The sequence below is a fragment of the Burkholderia sp. AU33423 genome (genome assembly GCF_002223135.1).
Lineage (GTDB): Bacteria > Pseudomonadota > Gammaproteobacteria > Burkholderiales > Burkholderiaceae > Burkholderia > Burkholderia lata_D.
Genome location: NZ_NKFH01000004.1, coordinates 1,740,597 through 1,758,727 on the forward strand (window position 1 = coordinate 1,740,597; position 18,131 = coordinate 1,758,727).

14 protein-coding genes are annotated in these 18,131 nt (G+C 67.3%); 10 read left to right on the forward strand and 4 right to left on the reverse strand.

Annotated features, from left to right (window positions below):
- Positions 1-21: 21 nt before the first annotated feature.
- Entirely contained in the window at positions 22-732 is a 711-nt protein-coding gene (gene ispD / locus CFB50_RS10795; RefSeq protein WP_011352390.1) for a 2-C-methyl-D-erythritol 4-phosphate cytidylyltransferase, read from the reverse strand.
- A gap of 107 nt (positions 733-839) precedes the next feature.
- Between ispD and mfd the strand changes: the two genes are divergently transcribed.
- The 4 genes from mfd (at position 840) to CFB50_RS10815 (ending at position 7,293) form a co-directional block, all read left to right on the forward strand.
- A complete protein-coding gene (gene mfd, locus CFB50_RS10800) occupies positions 840-4,310 on the forward strand; it encodes a transcription-repair coupling factor (protein ID WP_089445826.1) in 3,471 nt (1,156 codons plus the stop codon).
- A 105-nt stretch (positions 4,311-4,415) separates the two neighbouring features.
- Positions 4,416-5,636 carry an acetylornithine deacetylase gene (gene argE / locus CFB50_RS10805; protein ID WP_089445827.1) on the forward strand — a complete coding sequence of 407 codons (1,221 nt, stop codon included), beginning with the start codon at positions 4,416-4,418 and terminating at the stop codon, positions 5,634-5,636.
- Between the two features lie 60 nt (positions 5,637-5,696).
- On the forward strand, positions 5,697-6,716 hold the full coding sequence (locus tag CFB50_RS10810; protein ID WP_089445828.1) for a threonine/serine dehydratase: 1,020 nt from the start codon (positions 5,697-5,699) through the stop codon (positions 6,714-6,716).
- A 145-nt stretch (positions 6,717-6,861) separates the two neighbouring features.
- Positions 6,862-7,293 (forward strand): DUF3574 domain-containing protein, encoded by a 432-nt coding sequence (locus CFB50_RS10815; protein WP_089445829.1) that lies wholly within the window; start codon positions 6,862-6,864, stop codon positions 7,291-7,293.
- A gap of 87 nt (positions 7,294-7,380) precedes the next feature.
- On the opposite strand, the gene CFB50_RS10820 is transcribed toward CFB50_RS10815, so the two are convergent.
- Complete coding sequence (locus CFB50_RS10820; protein ID WP_089445830.1) at positions 7,381-9,897, reverse strand: penicillin-binding protein 1A; 2,517 nt, start codon at positions 9,895-9,897, stop codon at positions 7,381-7,383.
- Positions 9,898-10,341: 444 nt separating this feature from the next.
- Between CFB50_RS10820 and CFB50_RS10825 the strand changes: the two genes are divergently transcribed.
- The 4 genes from CFB50_RS10825 (at position 10,342) to CFB50_RS10840 (ending at position 13,733) form a co-directional block, all read left to right on the forward strand.
- Positions 10,342-11,022, forward strand: coding sequence for a PspA/IM30 family protein (locus tag CFB50_RS10825; protein ID WP_069248233.1), 681 nt, complete (start codon positions 10,342-10,344; stop codon positions 11,020-11,022).
- An 88-nt stretch (positions 11,023-11,110) separates the two neighbouring features.
- Positions 11,111-12,289: a tetratricopeptide repeat protein gene (locus CFB50_RS10830; RefSeq protein WP_089445831.1), complete on the forward strand. Its 1,179-nt coding sequence runs from the start codon at positions 11,111-11,113 to the stop codon at positions 12,287-12,289.
- A gap of 232 nt (positions 12,290-12,521) precedes the next feature.
- A complete protein-coding gene (gene mscL / locus CFB50_RS10835; RefSeq protein ID WP_006487991.1) occupies positions 12,522-12,953 on the forward strand; it encodes a large conductance mechanosensitive channel protein MscL in 432 nt (143 codons plus the stop codon).
- Between the two features lie 333 nt (positions 12,954-13,286).
- A complete protein-coding gene (locus CFB50_RS10840) occupies positions 13,287-13,733 on the forward strand; it encodes a hypothetical protein (RefSeq protein ID WP_027784713.1) in 447 nt (148 codons plus the stop codon).
- 66 nt (positions 13,734-13,799) lie between these two features.
- On the opposite strand, the gene CFB50_RS10845 is transcribed toward CFB50_RS10840, so the two are convergent.
- On the reverse strand, positions 13,800-14,693 hold the full coding sequence (locus CFB50_RS10845; RefSeq protein ID WP_089445832.1) for an NAD(P)-dependent oxidoreductase: 894 nt from the start codon (positions 14,691-14,693) through the stop codon (positions 13,800-13,802).
- 135 nt (positions 14,694-14,828) lie between these two features.
- Here CFB50_RS10845 and CFB50_RS10850 point away from each other — a divergent pair, with 135 nt between their 5' ends.
- Entirely contained in the window at positions 14,829-15,038 is a 210-nt protein-coding gene (locus CFB50_RS10850) for a dodecin (RefSeq protein ID WP_021160372.1), read from the forward strand.
- A 220-nt stretch (positions 15,039-15,258) separates the two neighbouring features.
- Positions 15,259-16,188: a LysR substrate-binding domain-containing protein gene (locus CFB50_RS10855; RefSeq protein ID WP_006478550.1), complete on the forward strand. Its 930-nt coding sequence runs from the start codon at positions 15,259-15,261 to the stop codon at positions 16,186-16,188.
- Positions 16,189-16,290: 102 nt separating this feature from the next.
- Here the strand turns inward: CFB50_RS10855 and CFB50_RS10860 are convergent, their stop codons facing one another.
- Positions 16,291-17,703: an 8-oxoguanine deaminase gene (locus tag CFB50_RS10860; protein ID WP_069248236.1), complete on the reverse strand. Its 1,413-nt coding sequence runs from the start codon at positions 17,701-17,703 to the stop codon at positions 16,291-16,293.
- Positions 17,704-18,131 lie beyond the last annotated feature (428 nt).

Consider the following 18,131-nt stretch of genomic DNA (forward strand, 5'->3'; position numbering starts at 1 on the left):
CCGATTGTGAGGGGGTGAAAGTTAGGAAGCGTTCGTGGAGCGCGCGAGGATCGCTTCCGCGAGCGCGAAATCTTCCGGATACGTGACCTTGAAATTGCGCAGGCTGCCCTGCACGACGCGTGGCGTATGGCCGGCCCATTCGATCGCGCTCGCTTCGTCGGTCAGGTCGTGCCCTTCGCGCTGCGCGCGCAGGATCGCCTCGCGCAGCATGCCGATGCGGAACATCTGCGGCGTCTGCGCCTGCCACAGCGCGTCGCGCGACTCGGTGCGCGCGATCGCGTCGCCGCCGGCCGGCACGCGCTTGAGCGTATCGGCCACCGGCAGCGCGACGATGCCGCCGACCGGATCGTCCTTCAGCGTCGCGACGAGCGTGCGAATCAGCTCCGGCGTGATGCCCGGGCGCGCGGCGTCGTGCACGAGCACCCAGTCGTGGTCGGTCGCGCCGAATTCGGCCAGTTCGAGCAGCCCGTTCAATACCGACGCCTGGCGCGAGCCGCCGCCGCAGCGGCGCACCGCGAAGCGCAGGCCCGCGAAGCGGCGCGCGTCGAAGTGGGAATCGTCGGGCGCGAGGACGACGAGCGTCTGCGCGAATTCGCTGCACGCGTCGAATGCGGCAAGCGTGTAATGCAGCAGCGCGCGGCCGGCGAGCGTGCGGTATTGCTTCGGCACGGCTGAGCCGGAACGGCTGCCGGTGCCGGCACAGGGAATCAGGGCGAAAAGTCGGGGAGTCACGAAAGGAAACGCCGGAAAGATGAAATCGAGAAGCGGATTTTATAATAGGTCTTTCGTCTCGACCGGCGCACCGCGATGCGCCCGTGCACGCCACCCCTGTCGTCCCTATGCCAGATAACGCTTCCACCCCGTCCGCCTCGCCCGTTGCCCGCGTCAAGCCCGGCCAGCGCTTCGCCTTCGACGGCGCGCACGGCTCCGCCGACGCGCTCGCCATCGCCCGTTATCTCGCCGACAACCGCCAGGACGTGCCGCTCCTCGCGGTGATCTGCGCGAACGCGGTCGACGCGCAGCGGCTCTCGCAGGAAATCCGCTACTTCTCGCCCGATGCGCGCGTGCGCCTGCTGCCGGACTGGGAAACGCTGCCGTACGACACGTTCTCGCCGCACCAGGATCTCGTGTCCGAGCGTCTCGCGACGCTGCACGACCTCGGCGAGGGCCGCTGCGACATCCTGCTCGTGCCCGCGACCACAGCGCTGTACCGGATGCCGCCCGCGTCGTTCATGGCCGCGTACACGTTCGCATTCGCGCAGGGCGAGCGGCTCGACGAGGCGAAGCTGAAGGCGCAGCTCACGCTGGCCGGCTACGAGCACGTGAGCCAGGTCGTGCGGCCCGGCGAATACTGCGTGCGCGGCTCGCTGATCGACCTGTACCCGATGGGCTCGCCGCTGCCGTACCGGATCGACCTGTTCGACGACCAGGTCGACTCGATCCGCGCGTTCGACCCGGACACGCAGCGCAGCCTCTACCCGGTGCGCGACGTGCGCCTGCTGCCCGGCCGCGAGTTTCCGTTCGACGAAGCCGCACGCACGGCCTTCCGCAGCCGCTGGCGCGAAACCTTCGAAGGCGACCCGAGCCGTGCGCCGATCTACAAGGACATCGGCAACGGCGTGCCGTCGGCCGGCATCGAGTACTACCTGCCGCTGTTCTTCGACGAGACGGCCACGCTGTTCCACTACCTGCCGCAGGACGCGCACCTCGTGTTCACCGGCGATCTCGAAGCGTCGATCCGCCGCTTCACGGCCGATACGAAGCAGCGCCATGCGTTCCTCGCGCACGATCGCGAGCGGCCGATCCTCGAACCGCAGCGGTTGTTCCTGTCCGACGAGGATTTCTTCGCGTTCGCGAAGCCGTTCGCACGGGTCGTGCTGCCCGCGCAGCCGGCCGGCGGCTGGGCGACGGCGCTGCCCGAGCTCACCGTCGATCGCCATGCCGACGATCCGCTCGCGTCGCTGCGCACGTTCGTCGAATCGTCGGGCAAGCGCGTGCTGCTGACCGTCGAATCGGCCGGCCGCCGCGAAACGATCCTGCAGCTGCTCGCCGAACACCATCTGCGCCCCGCGTCGAACGACCACTTCGCCGGCTGGCTCGAGAGCGACGCACGCTTCGCGCTCGGCGTCGCGCCGCTCGCAAATGGCTTCGCGGTGCCGGGCGAAGGCTACGCGATCGTCACCGAAACCGAGCTGTACGGCGCGCTCGGCCGCCGCGCGGGCCGCCGCCGGCAGGAACAGGCGAGCAACGTCGACGCGATGGTGCGCGACCTGTCGGAGCTGAAGGTCGGCGACCCGGTCGTCCACGCGCAGCACGGCATCGGCCGCTACATGGGCCTCGTGTCGATGGATCTCGGCGAAGGCGAGACCGAATTCCTGCATCTCGAATACTCGGGCGACAGCAAGCTCTACGTGCCGGTCGCGCAACTGCACGTGATCTCGCGCTACAGCGGCGCCGATCCCGACAGCGCGCCGCTGCACGCGCTCGGCTCCGGCCAGTGGGAGCGCGCGAAGCGCAAGGCCGCGCAGCAGATCCGCGATACGGCCGCCGAGCTGCTGAACCTGTACGCGCGCCGCGCGGCCCGCGAAGGCCACGCGTTCTCGCTCGATCCGCGCGACTACGTGAAGTTCGCGGAAAGCTTCGGCTTCGAGGAAACGCCCGACCAGGCGGCCGCCATCGCGGCCGTGATCGGCGACATGACGAGCGGCAAGCCGATGGACCGCCTCGTGTGCGGCGACGTCGGCTTCGGCAAGACCGAGGTCGCGCTGCGCGCCGCGTTCATCGCGGTGCTGGGCGGCAAGCAGGTCGCGCTGCTGTCGCCGACCACGCTGCTCGCCGAGCAGCACACGCAGACCTTCGCCGACCGCTTCGCGGACTGGCCAGTGCGGATCGTCGAGCTGTCGCGTTTCAAGACCACGAAGGAAGTCAACGCGGCAATCGCGCAAATCAACGAAGGCAGCGTCGACATCGTGATCGGCACGCACAAGCTGCTGTCGTCGGACGTGCAGTTCAAGCGGCTCGGCCTCGTGATCATCGACGAAGAACACCGCTTCGGCGTGCGCCAGAAGGAAGCGCTGAAGGCGCTGCGCGCGGAAGTCGACGTGCTGACGCTCACCGCGACGCCGATCCCGCGCACGCTCGGGATGGCGCTCGAAGGGCTGCGCGATTTCTCGGTCATTGCAACCGCGCCGCAGAAGCGGCTCGCGATCAAGACCTTCGTGCGCCGCGAGGAGGAAAGCGTGATCCGCGAGGCGATGCTGCGCGAACTGAAGCGCGGCGGCCAAGTGTACTTCCTGCATAACGAAGTCGAGACGATCGAGAACCGCAAGGCGATGCTCGAGGCGCTCGTGCCGGAAGCGCGCATCGTGATCGCGCACGGCCAGATGCACGAACGCGAGCTCGAACGCGTGATGCGCGATTTCGTCGCGCAGCGCGCGAACGTGCTGCTCTGCACGACCATCATCGAGACCGGCATCGACGTGCCGAGCGCGAACACGATCATCATGCACCGCGCGGACAAGTTCGGCCTCGCGCAGCTTCACCAACTGCGCGGCCGCGTCGGCCGCTCGCACCACCAGGCGTATGCGTACCTGCTGGTCCACGATCCGCAGTCGCTGACCAAGCAGGCGCAGCGCCGGCTGGAAGCGATCCAGCAGATGGAGGAACTCGGCTCGGGCTTCTATCTCGCGATGCACGACCTCGAGATCCGCGGCACCGGCGAAGTGCTCGGCGACAAGCAGTCCGGCGAAATCCACGAGATCGGCTTCCAGCTCTATACGGACATGCTGAACGACGCGGTGAAGGCGCTGAAGAACGGCAAGGAGCCCGACCTCACCGCCCCGCTCGCCGCGACGACGGAAATCAACCTGCATGCGCCGGCGATCCTGCCGGCCGACTACTGCGCGGACGTGCAGGAGCGGCTGTCGTTGTACAAGCGTCTCGCGAACTGCGAGCACGGCGACGCGATCGACGGCATCCAGGAAGAACTGATCGACCGCTTCGGCAAGCTGCCGCCGCAGGCGCACGCCTTGGTCGAGACACACCGGCTGCGGATCGCCGCGAAGCCGCTCGGCATCGTGAAGATCGACGCGAGCGAGGTCGCGATCGGGCTGCAGTTCGAGCCGAGTCCGCCGATCGATCCGATGCGGATCATCGAGATGGTGCAGAAGCACCGGCACATCAAGCTCGCGGGCCAGGACAAGCTGCGCATCGAGACGCGCTCGCCCGATCTCGCGATCCGCGTGTCGACGATCAAGGAAACGCTGCGCGCGCTCGGCCCGAAACAGGGGGCGGCCGTCGCGGCGCGCTGACGCAATCCTGACGGGCGCGACGTTGCTGCACCGCATCGCGCCCGACGAAGGCGGGCCGACGCGTTTTTGAGTATGATTTTCCCATTCATCAGACGGAGTTTTGCCATGTCCACTCTCGACGCGACAGCGCCTTCCGCCGCAACTCCAGGCGAAGCGTCGCTCGTCAGCCTGCCCTGGATCAAGCAACTCGTGTCGATGGACACCACGAGCCGCGTGCCCAATCTCGGCCTGATCGAAACGGTGCGCGACGCGCTCGCCGCGAAAGGCATCGCATCGACGATCACGCACGATCCGCGTGAAGGCTGGGCAAACCTGTTCGCGACCGTGCCCGCGCACGACGGCTCGACGAACGGCGGCATCGTGCTGTCGGGGCATACCGACGTCGTGCCGGTCGACGGCCAGCAATGGGACAGCAACCCGTTCGCGCCGGAAATCCGCGACGGCCGCCTGTACGGCCGCGGCACCTGCGACATGAAGGGCTTCATCGGCGCGGCGCTCGCGCTGCTGCCCGAGATGCAGGCGACGAAGCTCGCGAAGCCGATCCATTTCGCGCTGTCCTATGACGAGGAAATCGGCTGCGCCGGCGCGCCACTGATGATTGCGGATCTGGTCAAGCGCGGCGTGCAACCGTCCGGCTGCATCGTCGGCGAGCCGACCAGCATGCGGCCGATCATCGCGCATAAGGGCATCAATGCGTACCGCTGCTGCGTGCGCGGCCACGCCGCGCATTCGTCGCTGACGCCGAAGGGGCTGAACGCGATCGAGTATGCGGCGCGCCTCATTTGCCACATCCGCGACATCGCCGAGCGCTTTCGCGCCGAAGGCCCGTTCGACGAACTGTACGACGTGCCGTTCACGACCGCGCAGACGAGCACGATCCAGGGCGGCAACGCGATCAACACGGTGCCGGCCGAATGCCGCTTCGACTTCGAGTTCCGCAACCTGCCGACGCTCGATCCCGAGCAGATCTTCACCCGCATCGAAGCGTATGCACGGGACACGCTGCTGCCGCAGATGCTGCGCGAGCATCCGAATGCCGCGATCGAGTTCTCGAAGATCGCCGCGGCGCCCGGCCTCGACGCGACCGAACAGGCCGCGATCACGCAGCTCGTGCGCGCGCTGACGGCCGACCAGGACAAGCGCAAGGTCGCGTACGGTACCGAGGCCGGTTTGTTCGAACGCGCGGGCATCCCGAGCGTCGTGTGCGGGCCCGGCAACATCGAGCAGGCGCACAAGCCGAACGAATATGTCGAGCTCGCGCAGCTCGCCGGCTGCGAACAGTTCCTGCGCAAGTTCATCCGCAGCATGTCGGTCGACGCACACTGACTGCCTCCCGCCACGCCGGCTCGCGTGTGCGGGCCGGCCCACTCCGCCACCCGCCACGTCATGTCGACTGAACAACAGGGCACCGCCCATACGACGATCGACGGCGAGCCGATCCCCACGCTCGACGAAATCGCCGCGCAGCATTTCGCGCTGTCGCCGTGGGTCGCGCGCACGCCCGTGTTCGAACGCGCCGACCTGCCGTCCCTCGAGGGCACGCACGTCAACTTCAAGTTCGAGCTGCTGCAGGCGAGCGGCAGCTTCAAGGCGCGCGGCGCATTCACGCACCTGCTCGCGCTCGACGAGGCGCGCAAGAACGCCGGCGTCACCTGCGTGTCGGCCGGCAATCACGCGGCGGCCGTCGCGTACGCGGCGATGCGGCTCGGCAGCAGCGCCAAGGTCGTGATGTTCCATACCGCAAGTCCGTCACGCATCGCGCAGTGCAAGCAGTACCGTGCGGAAGTCGTGCTGGCCGGCAGCGCATCGCAGGCATTCGATCTGGTCCGGCGGATCGAGGCCGAGGAAGGCCGCTTCTTCATCCATCCGTTCAACGGCTATCACACGATCCTCGGCACCGCGACGCTCGGCTACGAATGGGCGACCCAGACGCCCGACCTCGACGCGGTGATCGTGCCGATCGGCGGCGGCGGGCTCGCGGCCGGCATGGCGACCGCGCTGCGGCTCGCGAACCCGCGCGTACACGTGTACGGCGTCGAGCCGGAAGGCGCCGACGCGATGAGCCGCAGCTTCGCGGCGAATCACACGATCAAGATGAGCGCGATGCAGACGATCGCCGATTCGCTGATGGCGCCGCATACCGAGGAATACAGCTACCAGCTGTGCCGGCGCCACGTCGACCGCATCGTCACCGTGTCCGACGACGCGCTGCGGGCCGCGATGCTGTTCCTGTTCTCGCAACTGAAACTGTCGGTCGAACCGGCATGCGCGGCCGCGCTGGCCGCCCTGCTCGGCCCGCTGCGCGAAACGCTGCAGGGCAAGCGCGTCGGCGTGCTGCTGTCGGGCACCAATACCGACCCCGCCACGCTCGGCATGCATCTCGCGCACGCGAAACCGCAGCACTGACCCCACCTCGGGCACACGTGAACGAACCTAGGGTTATCCCCAGATAATGTTGACAGCCCTGTTGATAACCCGCCGGACAAGCACGCAAGTGGTTGAGCGCGCAGCGTTTTGCGCGCGCGGAGGTCGATCGTCACGAAATGGGCAGATGCGGTCGCTGGCCGCACGTGTCATGGCGATCGCCCTGCTCTCCGGTTGCGCGGCACCGCCCTCGCCCGTCGTCGGCGCGCCGTCGGCCTGCACGCAGCCGGGCGAAAACTCCATGCTGCAGGCCGACCTGCTGTTCGGGCGCGACATCACGGGGCGCGGCCCCGTCACCGATGCGGAGCGCGCGGCATTCCTCGCGGACACGGTCACACCACGGTTCCCCGACGGCCTCACCTACTGGGACACGCACGGCCAGTGGCGCGACCGGGCAAGCGGCGGGATCACGCGCGAAGACAGCTTCGTGATCCGTATCATCGCCGACGATACGCCCGACACGCGTACGCGGCTCGCCGCGATCCGGCAACCGTACATGCAACGCTTCCACCAGCAATCGGTCGGCATGACGGTCGTGCCGGCCTGCGCATCGTTCTGATTCTCCCTTCTCCGTCTGCCGGCAATCCGCGCAAAAAAAACGGGCGCCCGAAGGCGCCCGTCGCATGCCGGAACCGCAGCGTGCCGCTTACTTGTTCTCGAACATGTCCATGATCTGCTGCTTCTCCTGCGGCGTGACAGGCGGCGGCGCAAGCCCCGCCGCACCGGCCGAGCCGAGTGCGTCGTTCGCGCTGATCGCGTTTTCGGCCGGGTTGATGTCGACGTTCGCGACGAAGCCGTTGCCCGGCGTGCGATCGGCGTAGAACAGCTCGCCGTCGATCGAGGTCAGGCCGTCCGGCATCGGCATCTGCTGCTCGGGCACGCCGTTCAGCGCGGTGCGCATGTAGTTCACCCAGATCGGCAATGCCAGCTGCGCGCCGAACTCACGACTGCCGAGGCTCTTCGGCTGGTCGAAGCCCATCCACGCGACCGCGACGAGCGATTGCTGGTAGCCGGCGAACCAGCCGTCCTTCGCATCGTTCGTCGTACCCGTCTTGCCCTGCAGGTCGCTGCGGCCCAGTGCGTTGGTGCCCGCGCCCGTGCCGGCCGTCGCGACCGAATGCAGCAGGCTGTTCATCACGTACGCGTTGCGGCCTTCGATCGTGCGCGGCGCCGTGCTGCCCGCGAGCACCGGCTGCGACTTCTGCAGCGGCTGGCCGCGTGCGTCGTCGACTTCGGCGATCAGGTACGGATCGACCTTGTAGCCGCCGTTCGCGAACACCGCATAGCCGGTCGCGAGCTGCAGCGGCGTCACGAGGCCCGCGCCGAGCGCCATCGGCAGGTAAGGCGGCGTCTTCGCGGGATCGAAGCCGAAGCGCTGCGTCACGTACTGCTGCGCGTACTGCGTACCGATCGACGCGAGGATCCGGATCGACACGAGGTTCTTCGAACGCTGCAGGCCGGTGCGCATCGTCATCGGGCCGTCCGGCTGGTCGTCGTCCTTCGGCTCCCAGGCGGTGCCGCCCGGCACGCTCGGCGGGAAGTACAGCGGCGCGTCGTTGATCATCGTCGCCGGCCCGAGCCCCTTGTCGAGCGACGCCGAGTAGATGAACGGCTTGAACGACGAGCCCGGCTGCCGCCATGCCTGCGTCACGTGGTTGAACTTGCTCTTGTTGAAGTCGAAGCCGCCGACGAGCGAACGGATCGCGCCGTCCTGCGGCGCGATCGCGACGAGCGCGCCTTCGACCTGCGGCAGCTGCACGACCTGCCAGCCCGTCTTGCCGTCCTTCAGCACGCGCACGACCGAACCCGGCTTGATGCGCAGCGTGTCGTTCGCGCGGGGGCTGAGCGCGCCCGCCACGAAGCGCAGCCCGGCCGGGCCGATCGTCGTGGTCGCGCCGCCGACGAACTGCACCTCGACCGCATTCGGCGATGCCGACAGCACGACCGCCGACTGCAGGTCGCCGTTGTCCGGGTGATCGGCGAGCGCGTCGTCGATCGCCTCGTCGCGGTCGTCGCCGGCCGCGGGCAGCTTGATCGACGCTTCCGGCCCGCGATAGCCGTGGCGGCGCTCGTAGTCGAGAATGCCGCGACGCACGGCCTGGTACGCGGCTTCCTGGTCGGACGAGTTGATCGTCGTCGTGACGGTCAGCCCGCGCGTATAGGTTTCGTCCTTGTACTGCTGGTACATCATCTGCCGCACCATCTCGGCGACGTACTCGCCGTGCACCGCGTACTGGTTGCCCGGCGTGCGCACGTGGATCTCTTCCTTCACGGCCGCGTCGTACTGCGGCTGCGTGATGTAGCCGACCTCGAGCATGCGCTTCAGGATGTATTCCTGGCGCACCTTCGCGCGCTTCGGATTGACGACCGGGTTATACGCGGACGGCGCCTTCGGCAGCCCGGCGAGCATCGCGGCTTCGGCCAGCGTGATGTCCTTCAGGTCCTTGCCGAAATACACGCGCGCGGCGGCCGCGAAGCCGTACGAGCGCTGGCCGAGATAGATCTGGTTCATGTACAGCTCGAGAATCTGGTCCTTCGTTAGGGCCTTCTCGATCTTGTACGCGAGCAGCATTTCGTAAATCTTGCGCGTGTAGGTCTTCTCGCTCGACAGGAAGAAGTTGCGCGCGACCTGCATCGTGATCGTGCTCGCGCCCTGGCGCGCGCCGCCGTGCATCAGGTCGGCGACACCCGCGCGCAGGATGCCGACGAAGTCGACGCCGCCGTGTTCGTAGAAGCGGTAGTCCTCGATCGCGAGCACCGCCTTCTTCATCACGTCCGGAATGTCCTGGAAGCGCACGAGGCTGCGGCGCTCCTCGCCGAACTCGCCGATCAGCACATGATCGGCCGTGAACACGCGCAGCGGCACCTTCGGCTGGTAGTTGGTCAGCGCATCGAGCGACGGCAGTTGCGGCGCCATCACGACCAGCGCGTAGCCGACGATCAGCGCGCCGACGATCGCCAGCGTCGCGATGAGGCCGGCGAACCACAGCATGACGCGCGAGCCGAACGAGCGACCGCGCCCTCCGCCGCCGCTCCGCTGGGTGCGGCGGTCGTCGTCGCGATCGTCGTCATCGGGGTAATAGGCTCCGGACGGCGAACGGCGCAGCGTGTAGTGGGGTTCGTTCCTGTCGGAAGAAGAAGGCGGTCGTTTGATAATTGGCATGTCGGAATGGCGGGCGATCGTGGCGCCCTCGGACGCATGCGGAAATGCAGGCGAATGAATCAGAGCGGATACAGCGTGATGCGGCTGTCACGTCGACAGACCCCGCCGCGCGGCGATCCGTTCCCGCGACGTGACAGCGCATTTTAATGAAATCGACCGGGTGCCTTCGCGATTTTTTGTAAAAATTCCCGCAATGCCGTGATTTGAGGAACGTATTGTCGGCATCCTCTGCTTATCATGGACACGCGATATCGCGCGCACAGCCGATTTTCTTTCAGTCGCGAAAGGTTCGGCCATCCTGATGCGCAAGCCGCTTGAACTCGCGCGTTTAAGCCGTATTTAAGTGAACCGGTGGTGTAATATCCGCCGGCTCATGCGGGTCGGAACCGGCTCGCAATGGGCACTGCCGCTCTCACGCGGCGCCTTTCAACCACGGAGGATTTCATGTCGCTTTTCGACTCTGTTTCGCGCACGATCAAAGGCCTGCTGAACGATGCGGCCGATTCGGTACAGGATCCGTCGCGCGACGCACGGCAGATCGTGCGGGAGCTCGACGACAGCATCGGCCGTGCCGAGAATTCGCTGATCGAGATCGAGGCACAGGTCGCGACCCAGCGCAGCAAGCGCGATGCGGCCGACGACAAGGTGAAGAAGTACGAGGACGGCGCGAAGCGCGCGCTGCAGGCCGGCAATGAAGCACTCGCCCGCGAGGCGCTCGGCGCGCAGTCGAACGCGGAAGCCGAGCGTGACGCGCTCGCAGCCGAATTGACGACGCTCGAGCCGTCGGTCGAGAAGCTGAAGGGGCAGATCGCCGACATGCGTCAGCGCCGCAACGACCTGAATGCACGCTCGAACATCCTGCAGGCCAAGCAGGAAATCGCGCAGGCGAAGGACGTCGCGGCAAGTGCCTTGGGCGGCATCGGCGGCAAGAACCTGTCCGAGGACTTCCAGAAGCTCGAGGACAAGGTCGCGCTGCAGAACGCACGCTCGGACGCGCGCCTGAATTCGGCCGACACGTCGAGCGGCAAGGCGCTCGACGACAAGCTCGCCGCGCTGAACAAGGGCCCGTCGGTCGAGGATCGCCTCGCCGCGCTGAAGAAGCAGCTCGATACGCCCGCGCAGTAACGGCCACTGCGGGCAACCGCGCCGCCGCCCGCCCCGGGCGCGGCGCGAACCGATCGTCAGGAGACGGGCGCCTGCGCCCGGTTCGACCATGAAGAAATCTCTCGCCGCACTCGGCCTCTCGCTGATGGTGCTGTCGTCCGCCGCGTTTGCGGTCCCGTCGCTGCAGCAGGTCGAGCAATCGATCGCGCAACGCAACTGGCAGCAAGCCGACACGCAGCTGTCGCAAGTCATCGACGCCCATCCGAACAATGCGCATGCGCGCTACCTGTACGCACAGGTGCTGGACCGCGAAGGCCGCGCGTCCGACGCACTCGAGCAACTGCAGCGCGCGAAGTCGCTCGATCCGCAACTCAAGTTCACCGACGCATCGCGCTTCGCGCAGACGGAGTCGCGCATCCGCGCCGACGCCGCGCGCGTGAGCGGCAACGTGCCGTCGGCCACGCAGGCAGGGACGCTGCAGCCGGGGCTCGCTCCCGCTGTCGCGCCGGCCGAAAAACACGGTCCGTCGACCGGCATGTGGATCGGCCTCGGACTGATCGTCGCGGTGATCGCGCTGGTGCTGCGCTGGACGCTGCGGCGCGCACGCACGGCCGACGACAGCCGCGCCGACGACGAACGCCGCACGCAGCTCAAGCGCGCCACCGACGTGCTGAACGACATCCGCCCGCTGAAACTCGACGCGAAGCTGTCGACGGCGCCCGGCGCCGCGGCGCTCACGGGCGAGCTCGAAGCGATCGAGACCGATGCGCGCACGCTCGTCGAATCGCTGTCGAACGGCAAGAATCCGGTGCCGCCGTATCGCGTCGATGAACTCGAACAGCGTCATGCCAGCGTGAAGGCACGCGTCGAAGGCCGTCCCGACCCGGCCGCGCAGCCCGCGGCCCCGGCGAACGGCAGCGGCTCCGTGTATGCGCAGGAAGCCGATCGCATGACGGGCGCGCAAGGCCAGCCGTATCCGCAGCAGCCGTATCCGCAGCAGCCCTACCCGCAGCAGCAACCGCCGGTAGTGATCCAGCAAGGCGGCGGTGGTTTCGGCGGCGGCATGGGTGGATTGCTGACCGGTGTGTTGCTCGGCGAGGCGATGTCCGGCGGCCGCGAGCGCGTGGTCGAACGCGACGTGATCGTCGACGGCGAGCGCCGCCGGCAGGAGAACGACCCGGGTGTCGACCTCGGCCGTGGCGACAGTTCGAACTGGAGCGACGGCAACGGCGGCGGCGGCATGGATCTCGGCAGCAACGACGACGGCTGGACCGACGACAACACCTGAAGTTGCGCAGCGCGTCGACGCCCCCGCGACGCGCTGCAACGCACGCCACGCTCCCCTGCATGGCCGGCCGCGCCGACGCGCGGATTTGTCAATCATTTCAAGATGGACTACCGGCAATGGGGAGCGTTCGCTATCATGCGGCCATCGGCGTGCCACCGACCCTCATTCGACGCTCTGCATCCCTGCGCGTCGCGGCACGCCTCCCCTCGCCCCAAACAGGAGAAAGCCGCTCATGAGCATCATCAAGGAATTCAAGGAGTTCGCCGTCAAGGGCAACGTCATGGATCTCGCCGTCGGCGTGATCATCGGCGGCGCGTTCTCGAAAATCGTCGACTCGGTCGTGAAAGACCTCATCATGCCGGTCATCGGCGTGCTGACCGGCGGCCTGGATTTCTCGAACAAGTTCGTTCTGCTCGGCACCATCCCCCCGACGTTCAAGGGTAATCCCGATTCGTTCAAGGACCTGCAGGCTGCGGGTGTCGCCGCGTTCGGCTACGGCTCGTTCATCACGGTGGCAATCAATTTCGTCATCCTCGCGTTCATCATTTTCCTGATGGTGAAATTCATCAACAAGCTGCGCAAGCCGGAAGAAGCCGCACCGGCCGCGACGCCGGAAGACACGGTGCTGCTGCGCGAGATCCGCGATTCGCTGAAGCAGCGCTGATCGCCAAGCGCCCCGCCAGCCAGGCCCGCCCCGAGCGGGCCTTTTTATTGCGCGCGCGATGCGCCGCCGCATGCGGCCTATCTCACTTTTTTGTGACGGGCGAATGCACGCGCGGGGAAAGCAGGTCTATGATGGAGACTAAACGACAGTACGGGCGCCAAGACGCTGGCTGTGTCGATCATGGCGAGCAGGTCGACGGGAGACATTGATCGTCGTACTGCACGAAGGCAGCATTTTCGTGTGCTATAAAGGATCGACATGCGGCGTACATAGCCGGGAGTGGGTCGCATGAAAGTGCCGCATTTCTTGCAATTGTTTTTGAGGCGAGTGTTTATGTCCTTCCCGAAAAAACGTCGGCGTGCCCAGCAGGATGGCCAGGAGTCATTCCTCGCGGTATTGCGCCACTCGAAACCGTTTGCCCAGCTCGACACCAAGATTGCCCGCGCCCGTGCGCAGGACGAACCCGTCCTGTACGCACATGTGCTGCCCGGTCTCGACGTGCTCCTGTGCAGCGTACGCGGCGCCCAACCGCCTTATCCCGCCATCGCCGAGTTGCGCAAGCGCTGCATCGAATCGATCGCCAACGCGCTCGAGCAACCGCTGGACGGCCTCGAGAACGGCGGGTACTGGTATGAAGCAAACGGCTTCGGCTTCCTCGTATTCGCCAGCCGTGCGCGTGCCCGCATCCTGCCCGAGTTTGGTGCAGGCACGAAAGCGAGCCTGCGCGGCGGGCTCGGTCGCCAGAATGCCGGCGACACGACACCACGCTCCCTCGGCTGATCACCCTGCCATTCGATGGGCCGCCTCCGGGCGGCCCATCTGCCATTCACGCGCCCCGCTTGCCCGTCACGACACCTGCTGACGCCCGTTGCCGGGTCGCACGATGTCGATGAACGCGGCGAAATCGGCACCGGCGAGCCCTTGCGCGGCGCCGAGCCGCAACACCTGCTGCACGGTGGCCGACACGGGCATCACCGCGCCCGTGTCGCGCGCCGCGTCGGCGATCGCATCGACGTCCTTCTGGAACGTGCTGAGCGCGCCGATCGGCGCATGACCGCCCGACGTCATGCGCGGCACGAACGTCTGCAGCAGCACCGAGTCAGCCCAGCCGCCGGCCAGCGCTTCGGCCAGCCGCGCGGCATCGATGCCGCTCGCCTGCGCCAGACCGACGGCCTCGGCGATCGCGGTCACCGTCGCGGTGACGATCGCCTGGTTGCACAGCTTCGCCGTCTGCCCCGCGCCCGCGTCGCCCATATGCGTGATCCGCGACGCGTAGGTATCGATCAGCGGCCGCACCGCGTCGAGATCGGCCGCGCGGCCGCCGGCCATCACCGCGAGCGTGCCGGCCTGCGCGCCGGGCACGCCGCCCGACACCGGCGCATCGACCCAGCCGACGCCGAGCGCCGCGGCACGCGCCGCGTAATCACGCGTGGCGGCGGGCGGAATGCTCGAATGATCGACGATGCGCTGCAGGCGGCGCGCGGGCGCATCGCCGGAGAGCAGGCCGTGCTCGCCGAATACGACATCGCCCACCGCGCGGCCGTCGAGCACGCACACGAATACCGTCTCGACGCGTTCCGCCAGTTCGCGCGGCGTGCCGACCACCTGCGCGCCGTCCTTCACGAGCGCCTCGGCCTTGTCGCGCGAGCGATTCCACACGCTGACCCGATGCCCTGCCGCCAGCAAATGCCGAATCATCGGCGCGCCCATCAATCCCGGTCCGCAAAATCCGACTTCCACGATGCTCCTCGTCTCCGATATGGGTTGAACTTGCCGCCCATCATACCTATCACTCAAGAAGCCGGGCACGCGCGGCGCCGCTTCGGGACCACGGCTTGCGCCGGCCATTCATACCGACATCCCAGGGAGCGCATCATGAGCGACCACGTGTACAAGATGATCGAGCTGACCGGTTCGTCGCAGCAATCGAGCGACGACGCCATCCGCAATGCGATCTCGAAAGCCGGCAAGACGTTGCACAACCTGCACTGGTTCCAGGTGACCGAAACGCGCGGCCACATCGAAGGCGACCAGGTCGTGCACTGGCAGGTCACGCTGAAGGTCGGCATGCGCATCGACGACTGACGCGCCCCTGCATCACACGCCGCGCCGCTATCCGGATCCGTGCAACGCGCTTCCGCGCGGCGCCGCGCGCACCGCAATCCGCCCCGTTCAGGCCCCTTGTCGCGGCCCGGCCGGCGGGTACCTGCGGGTATCCATCTCTTGACGCTGATTTTCGTTCATATTAAAAACGATATACCCACCCCACCCCTCGATCAGCCCAGCCATATAAACCGGAGATAACATGAGTCAGCAACGCGAGGCGATCGACACGTACCTCTTGCGCGTCTTGCACACCTTGTTGATGGAGCGCAGCGTCACGCGCGCGGCCGTCAAACTGAACCAGTCGCAACCGGCAATCAGCGCCGCGCTGCGGCGCCTGCGCGACATCACCGGTGATCCGCTGCTGGTGCGCGGCAAATCCGGCATGGTGCCGACCGAATACGGGCTGCGCCTGCTCGAGCCGGTGCAGAACGCGCTGCGTGAAATCGAGCGCATCAAGTTCCAGCAGCACAACTTCGACCCGGCCACGTCGATCCGCTGCTACCGGATCGGCTGCCCCGACTACCTGAACGTGCTGTTCGTGCCGACCGTCGTCGAACGCTTCCGCCTGGCCGCGCCGAATGCGACGCTCGAGTTCCATTCGCTCGGCCCCGCGTTCGACTACGAGCTCGCGCTGGAAGACGGCAAGCTCGACATCGTCGTCGGCAACTGGCCCGAGCCGCCCGAGCAGCTGCACCTGTCGAACCTGTTCGTCGACGAAATCGTCTGCCTGATGAGCAACACGCACCCGTTCGCGAAGCGCGGCGGGCTCACGCTCGACCAGTACCTGAACGCACCGCATCTCGCGCCGACGCCGTACTCGGTCGGCCAGCGCGGCGCGATCGACGTGCATCTCGCGCGCGAACGGCTCAAGCGCCACGTGGTCGTCACGCTGCCGTACTTCAACCTCGCACCGTACGTGCTCGTGAAGTCGGACCTGATCTTCACGACGACGCGACTGTTCGCCGATCACTACGCGAAGTTCCTGCCGCTGTCGGTCGTGCCGGCGCCGCTCGACTTCCCGCCGATGCAGTACTACCAGCTGTGGCACGAGCGCTGCCATTACTCCGACGAAGTGCGCTGGCTGCGCAGCCTCGTCGCCGAAGCCACCCGCACGCTGATCGAGGCGTAGCGGCCTAAGCCGCCCGCGCCGTCGTGGCGCGCGACACCTCGCGGCACGACGACCGCCGGCGGCACGCCCTGCAAGGCGGCCGCCTGACGATTTCAGCGTTGGTTAGCGCGATGCCGCGACGAGCGCATGTGCGAGCGCGTTGTGACGCTCGATGACAGGCGGCAGATCGAGCGTCGCCAACCGCCCTTCCCGCACCACCACCTTCCCGTTCACCACCGTGTACGCCGTCTGCGACGGCGCGCAGAACACGAGCGCCGCGACCGGATCGTGCAGCGCGCCCGCGAAAAGCGGCTGGCGCAGGTCGAATGCGGCGAAGTCCGCGGCCATGCCGGGCTTCAGCGCACCGATGTCGTCGCGGTTCAGCACCTTCGCGCCGCCGAGCGTCGCGATCTCGAGCGCTTCACGCGCGGTCATCGCGTCGGGGCCGAAACCGACCCGCTGCAACAGCAGCGCCTGCCGCACTTCCGCGACCATCTGCGCGCCGTCGTTCGATGCGGAGCCGTCGACACCGAGGCCGACCGGCACGCCCGCGAGCCGCATCTTCTTCACCGGCGCGATACCCGACGCGAGCCGCATGTTCGAGCACGGACAGTGCGCGACGCCCGTGCCGGTGCGCGCGAACAGGCTGATACCCGCATCGTCGAGCTGCACGCAGTGTGCGTGCCACACGTCGTGGCCGACCCAGCCCAGGTCTTCCGCATATTCGGCCGGCGTCATCCCGAACTTCTCGCGGCTGTACGCGATGTCGTTGACGTTCTCCGCGAGGTGCGTGTGCAGCGACACGCCGTATTCGCGCGCAAGCACGGCCGCATCGCGCATCAGGTCGCGGCTCACCGAGAACGGCGAGCACGGCGCGACGACCACGCGCAGCATCGCATAGCGGCCTTCGTCGTGATAGGTCTCGATCAGGCGCTGCGTGTCGCGCAGGATGTCGGGCTCGCGCTCGACGACCGAATCGGGCGGCAGCCCGCCGTCGCGCTGGCCGACGCTCATCGCCCCGCGGCTCGCGTGAAATCGCATGCCGATCCGCTGCGCGGCGCCGATGCTGTCGTCGAGGCGGCTGCCGTTCGGGTAGATGTACAGATGATCGCTCGACGTCGTGCAGCCCGACTGCAGCAGCTCGGCCATCGCGGTCAGTGTCGACACCTCGATCATCTCGGGCGTCAGGTGCGCCCAGATCCTGTACAGGTTCGTGAGCCAGCCGAACAGCTCGGCGTTCTGCGCCGCAGGCACCGCGCGCGTCAGGCTCTGGTACATGTGGTGATGCGTGTTCACGAGCCCCGGGATCACGAGGTGGCCGCGCAGGTCGAGCACTTCGTCGGCCGTCTCGGGCAGCTCGGCGGTCGGGCCGACCGCGACGATCCGGTTGTCTTCGATGTAGAGCCCCGCATCGCGCAGCTCGCGACGCGTGTCGTCCATGGTCACGAGCACGTCGGCGTGCTTGACCAGCAGGGTTGTCGGGCGGGATGAGGAGGTGTTCGGCGCGCGTGCGCCAGCGTGCTGCTCGAGATTCATGCGTTCTCCGCGTCGGTCTGCTTCCAGGGGCTGATCCTGGAAGTCGTCACACAGCCGTTCGAACGCTGAATCGCGGCACGCGCCGGTGCCTGCGTCCGTTCGAACGCCCTGGCCCGGTTACCCGGCGTGCTCGCCGTCTTCGGGGTACGCGCGGGCCACAGGCCGACGCGCACGGCGGGAGGATCGCCCAAGCGCGCGCCGCACACAATGCGCGATCCGGAATACCGCGTTTCACGGTTTCGATATGGTACGCCGCGCAACACCCTGCCGGCGGCCCGAAACGCCTGCCGGAAGCCATATCCGGCGTGCCGTCGACAGTCGCTCATGCGCGGCGCATTATCTTTGATATCGCGCCCGTATTTGCGCGGGGAACCTTTTTACAATGCCTGCACGGCGCTCGCTTCAATCTCGCCGACGGGTATGTAGCC

Excerpts from the sequence above, each read along its gene's own strand:
- mfd (WP_089445826.1), top strand. The coding sequence starts at position 840 with ATGCCAGATAACGCTTCCACCCCGTCCGCCTCGCCCGTTGCCCGCGTC.
- argE (WP_089445827.1), top strand. The coding sequence starts at position 4,416 with ATGTCCACTCTCGACGCGACAGCGCCTTCCGCCGCAACTCCAGGCGAA.
- CFB50_RS10810 (WP_089445828.1), top strand. The coding sequence starts at position 5,697 with ATGTCGACTGAACAACAGGGCACCGCCCATACGACGATCGACGGCGAG.
- CFB50_RS10815 (WP_089445829.1), top strand. The coding sequence starts at position 6,862 with ATGCGGTCGCTGGCCGCACGTGTCATGGCGATCGCCCTGCTCTCCGGT.
- CFB50_RS10820 (WP_089445830.1), bottom strand. The coding sequence starts at position 9,897 with ATGCCAATTATCAAACGACCGCCTTCTTCTTCCGACAGGAACGAACCC.
- CFB50_RS10825 (WP_069248233.1), top strand. The coding sequence starts at position 10,342 with ATGTCGCTTTTCGACTCTGTTTCGCGCACGATCAAAGGCCTGCTGAAC.
- CFB50_RS10830 (WP_089445831.1), top strand. The coding sequence starts at position 11,111 with ATGAAGAAATCTCTCGCCGCACTCGGCCTCTCGCTGATGGTGCTGTCG.
- mscL (WP_006487991.1), top strand. The coding sequence starts at position 12,522 with ATGAGCATCATCAAGGAATTCAAGGAGTTCGCCGTCAAGGGCAACGTC.
- CFB50_RS10840 (WP_027784713.1), top strand. The coding sequence starts at position 13,287 with ATGTCCTTCCCGAAAAAACGTCGGCGTGCCCAGCAGGATGGCCAGGAG.
- CFB50_RS10850 (WP_021160372.1), top strand. The coding sequence starts at position 14,829 with ATGAGCGACCACGTGTACAAGATGATCGAGCTGACCGGTTCGTCGCAG.
- CFB50_RS10855 (WP_006478550.1), top strand. The coding sequence starts at position 15,259 with ATGAGTCAGCAACGCGAGGCGATCGACACGTACCTCTTGCGCGTCTTG.
- CFB50_RS10860 (WP_069248236.1), bottom strand. The coding sequence starts at position 17,703 with ATGAATCTCGAGCAGCACGCTGGCGCACGCGCGCCGAACACCTCCTCA.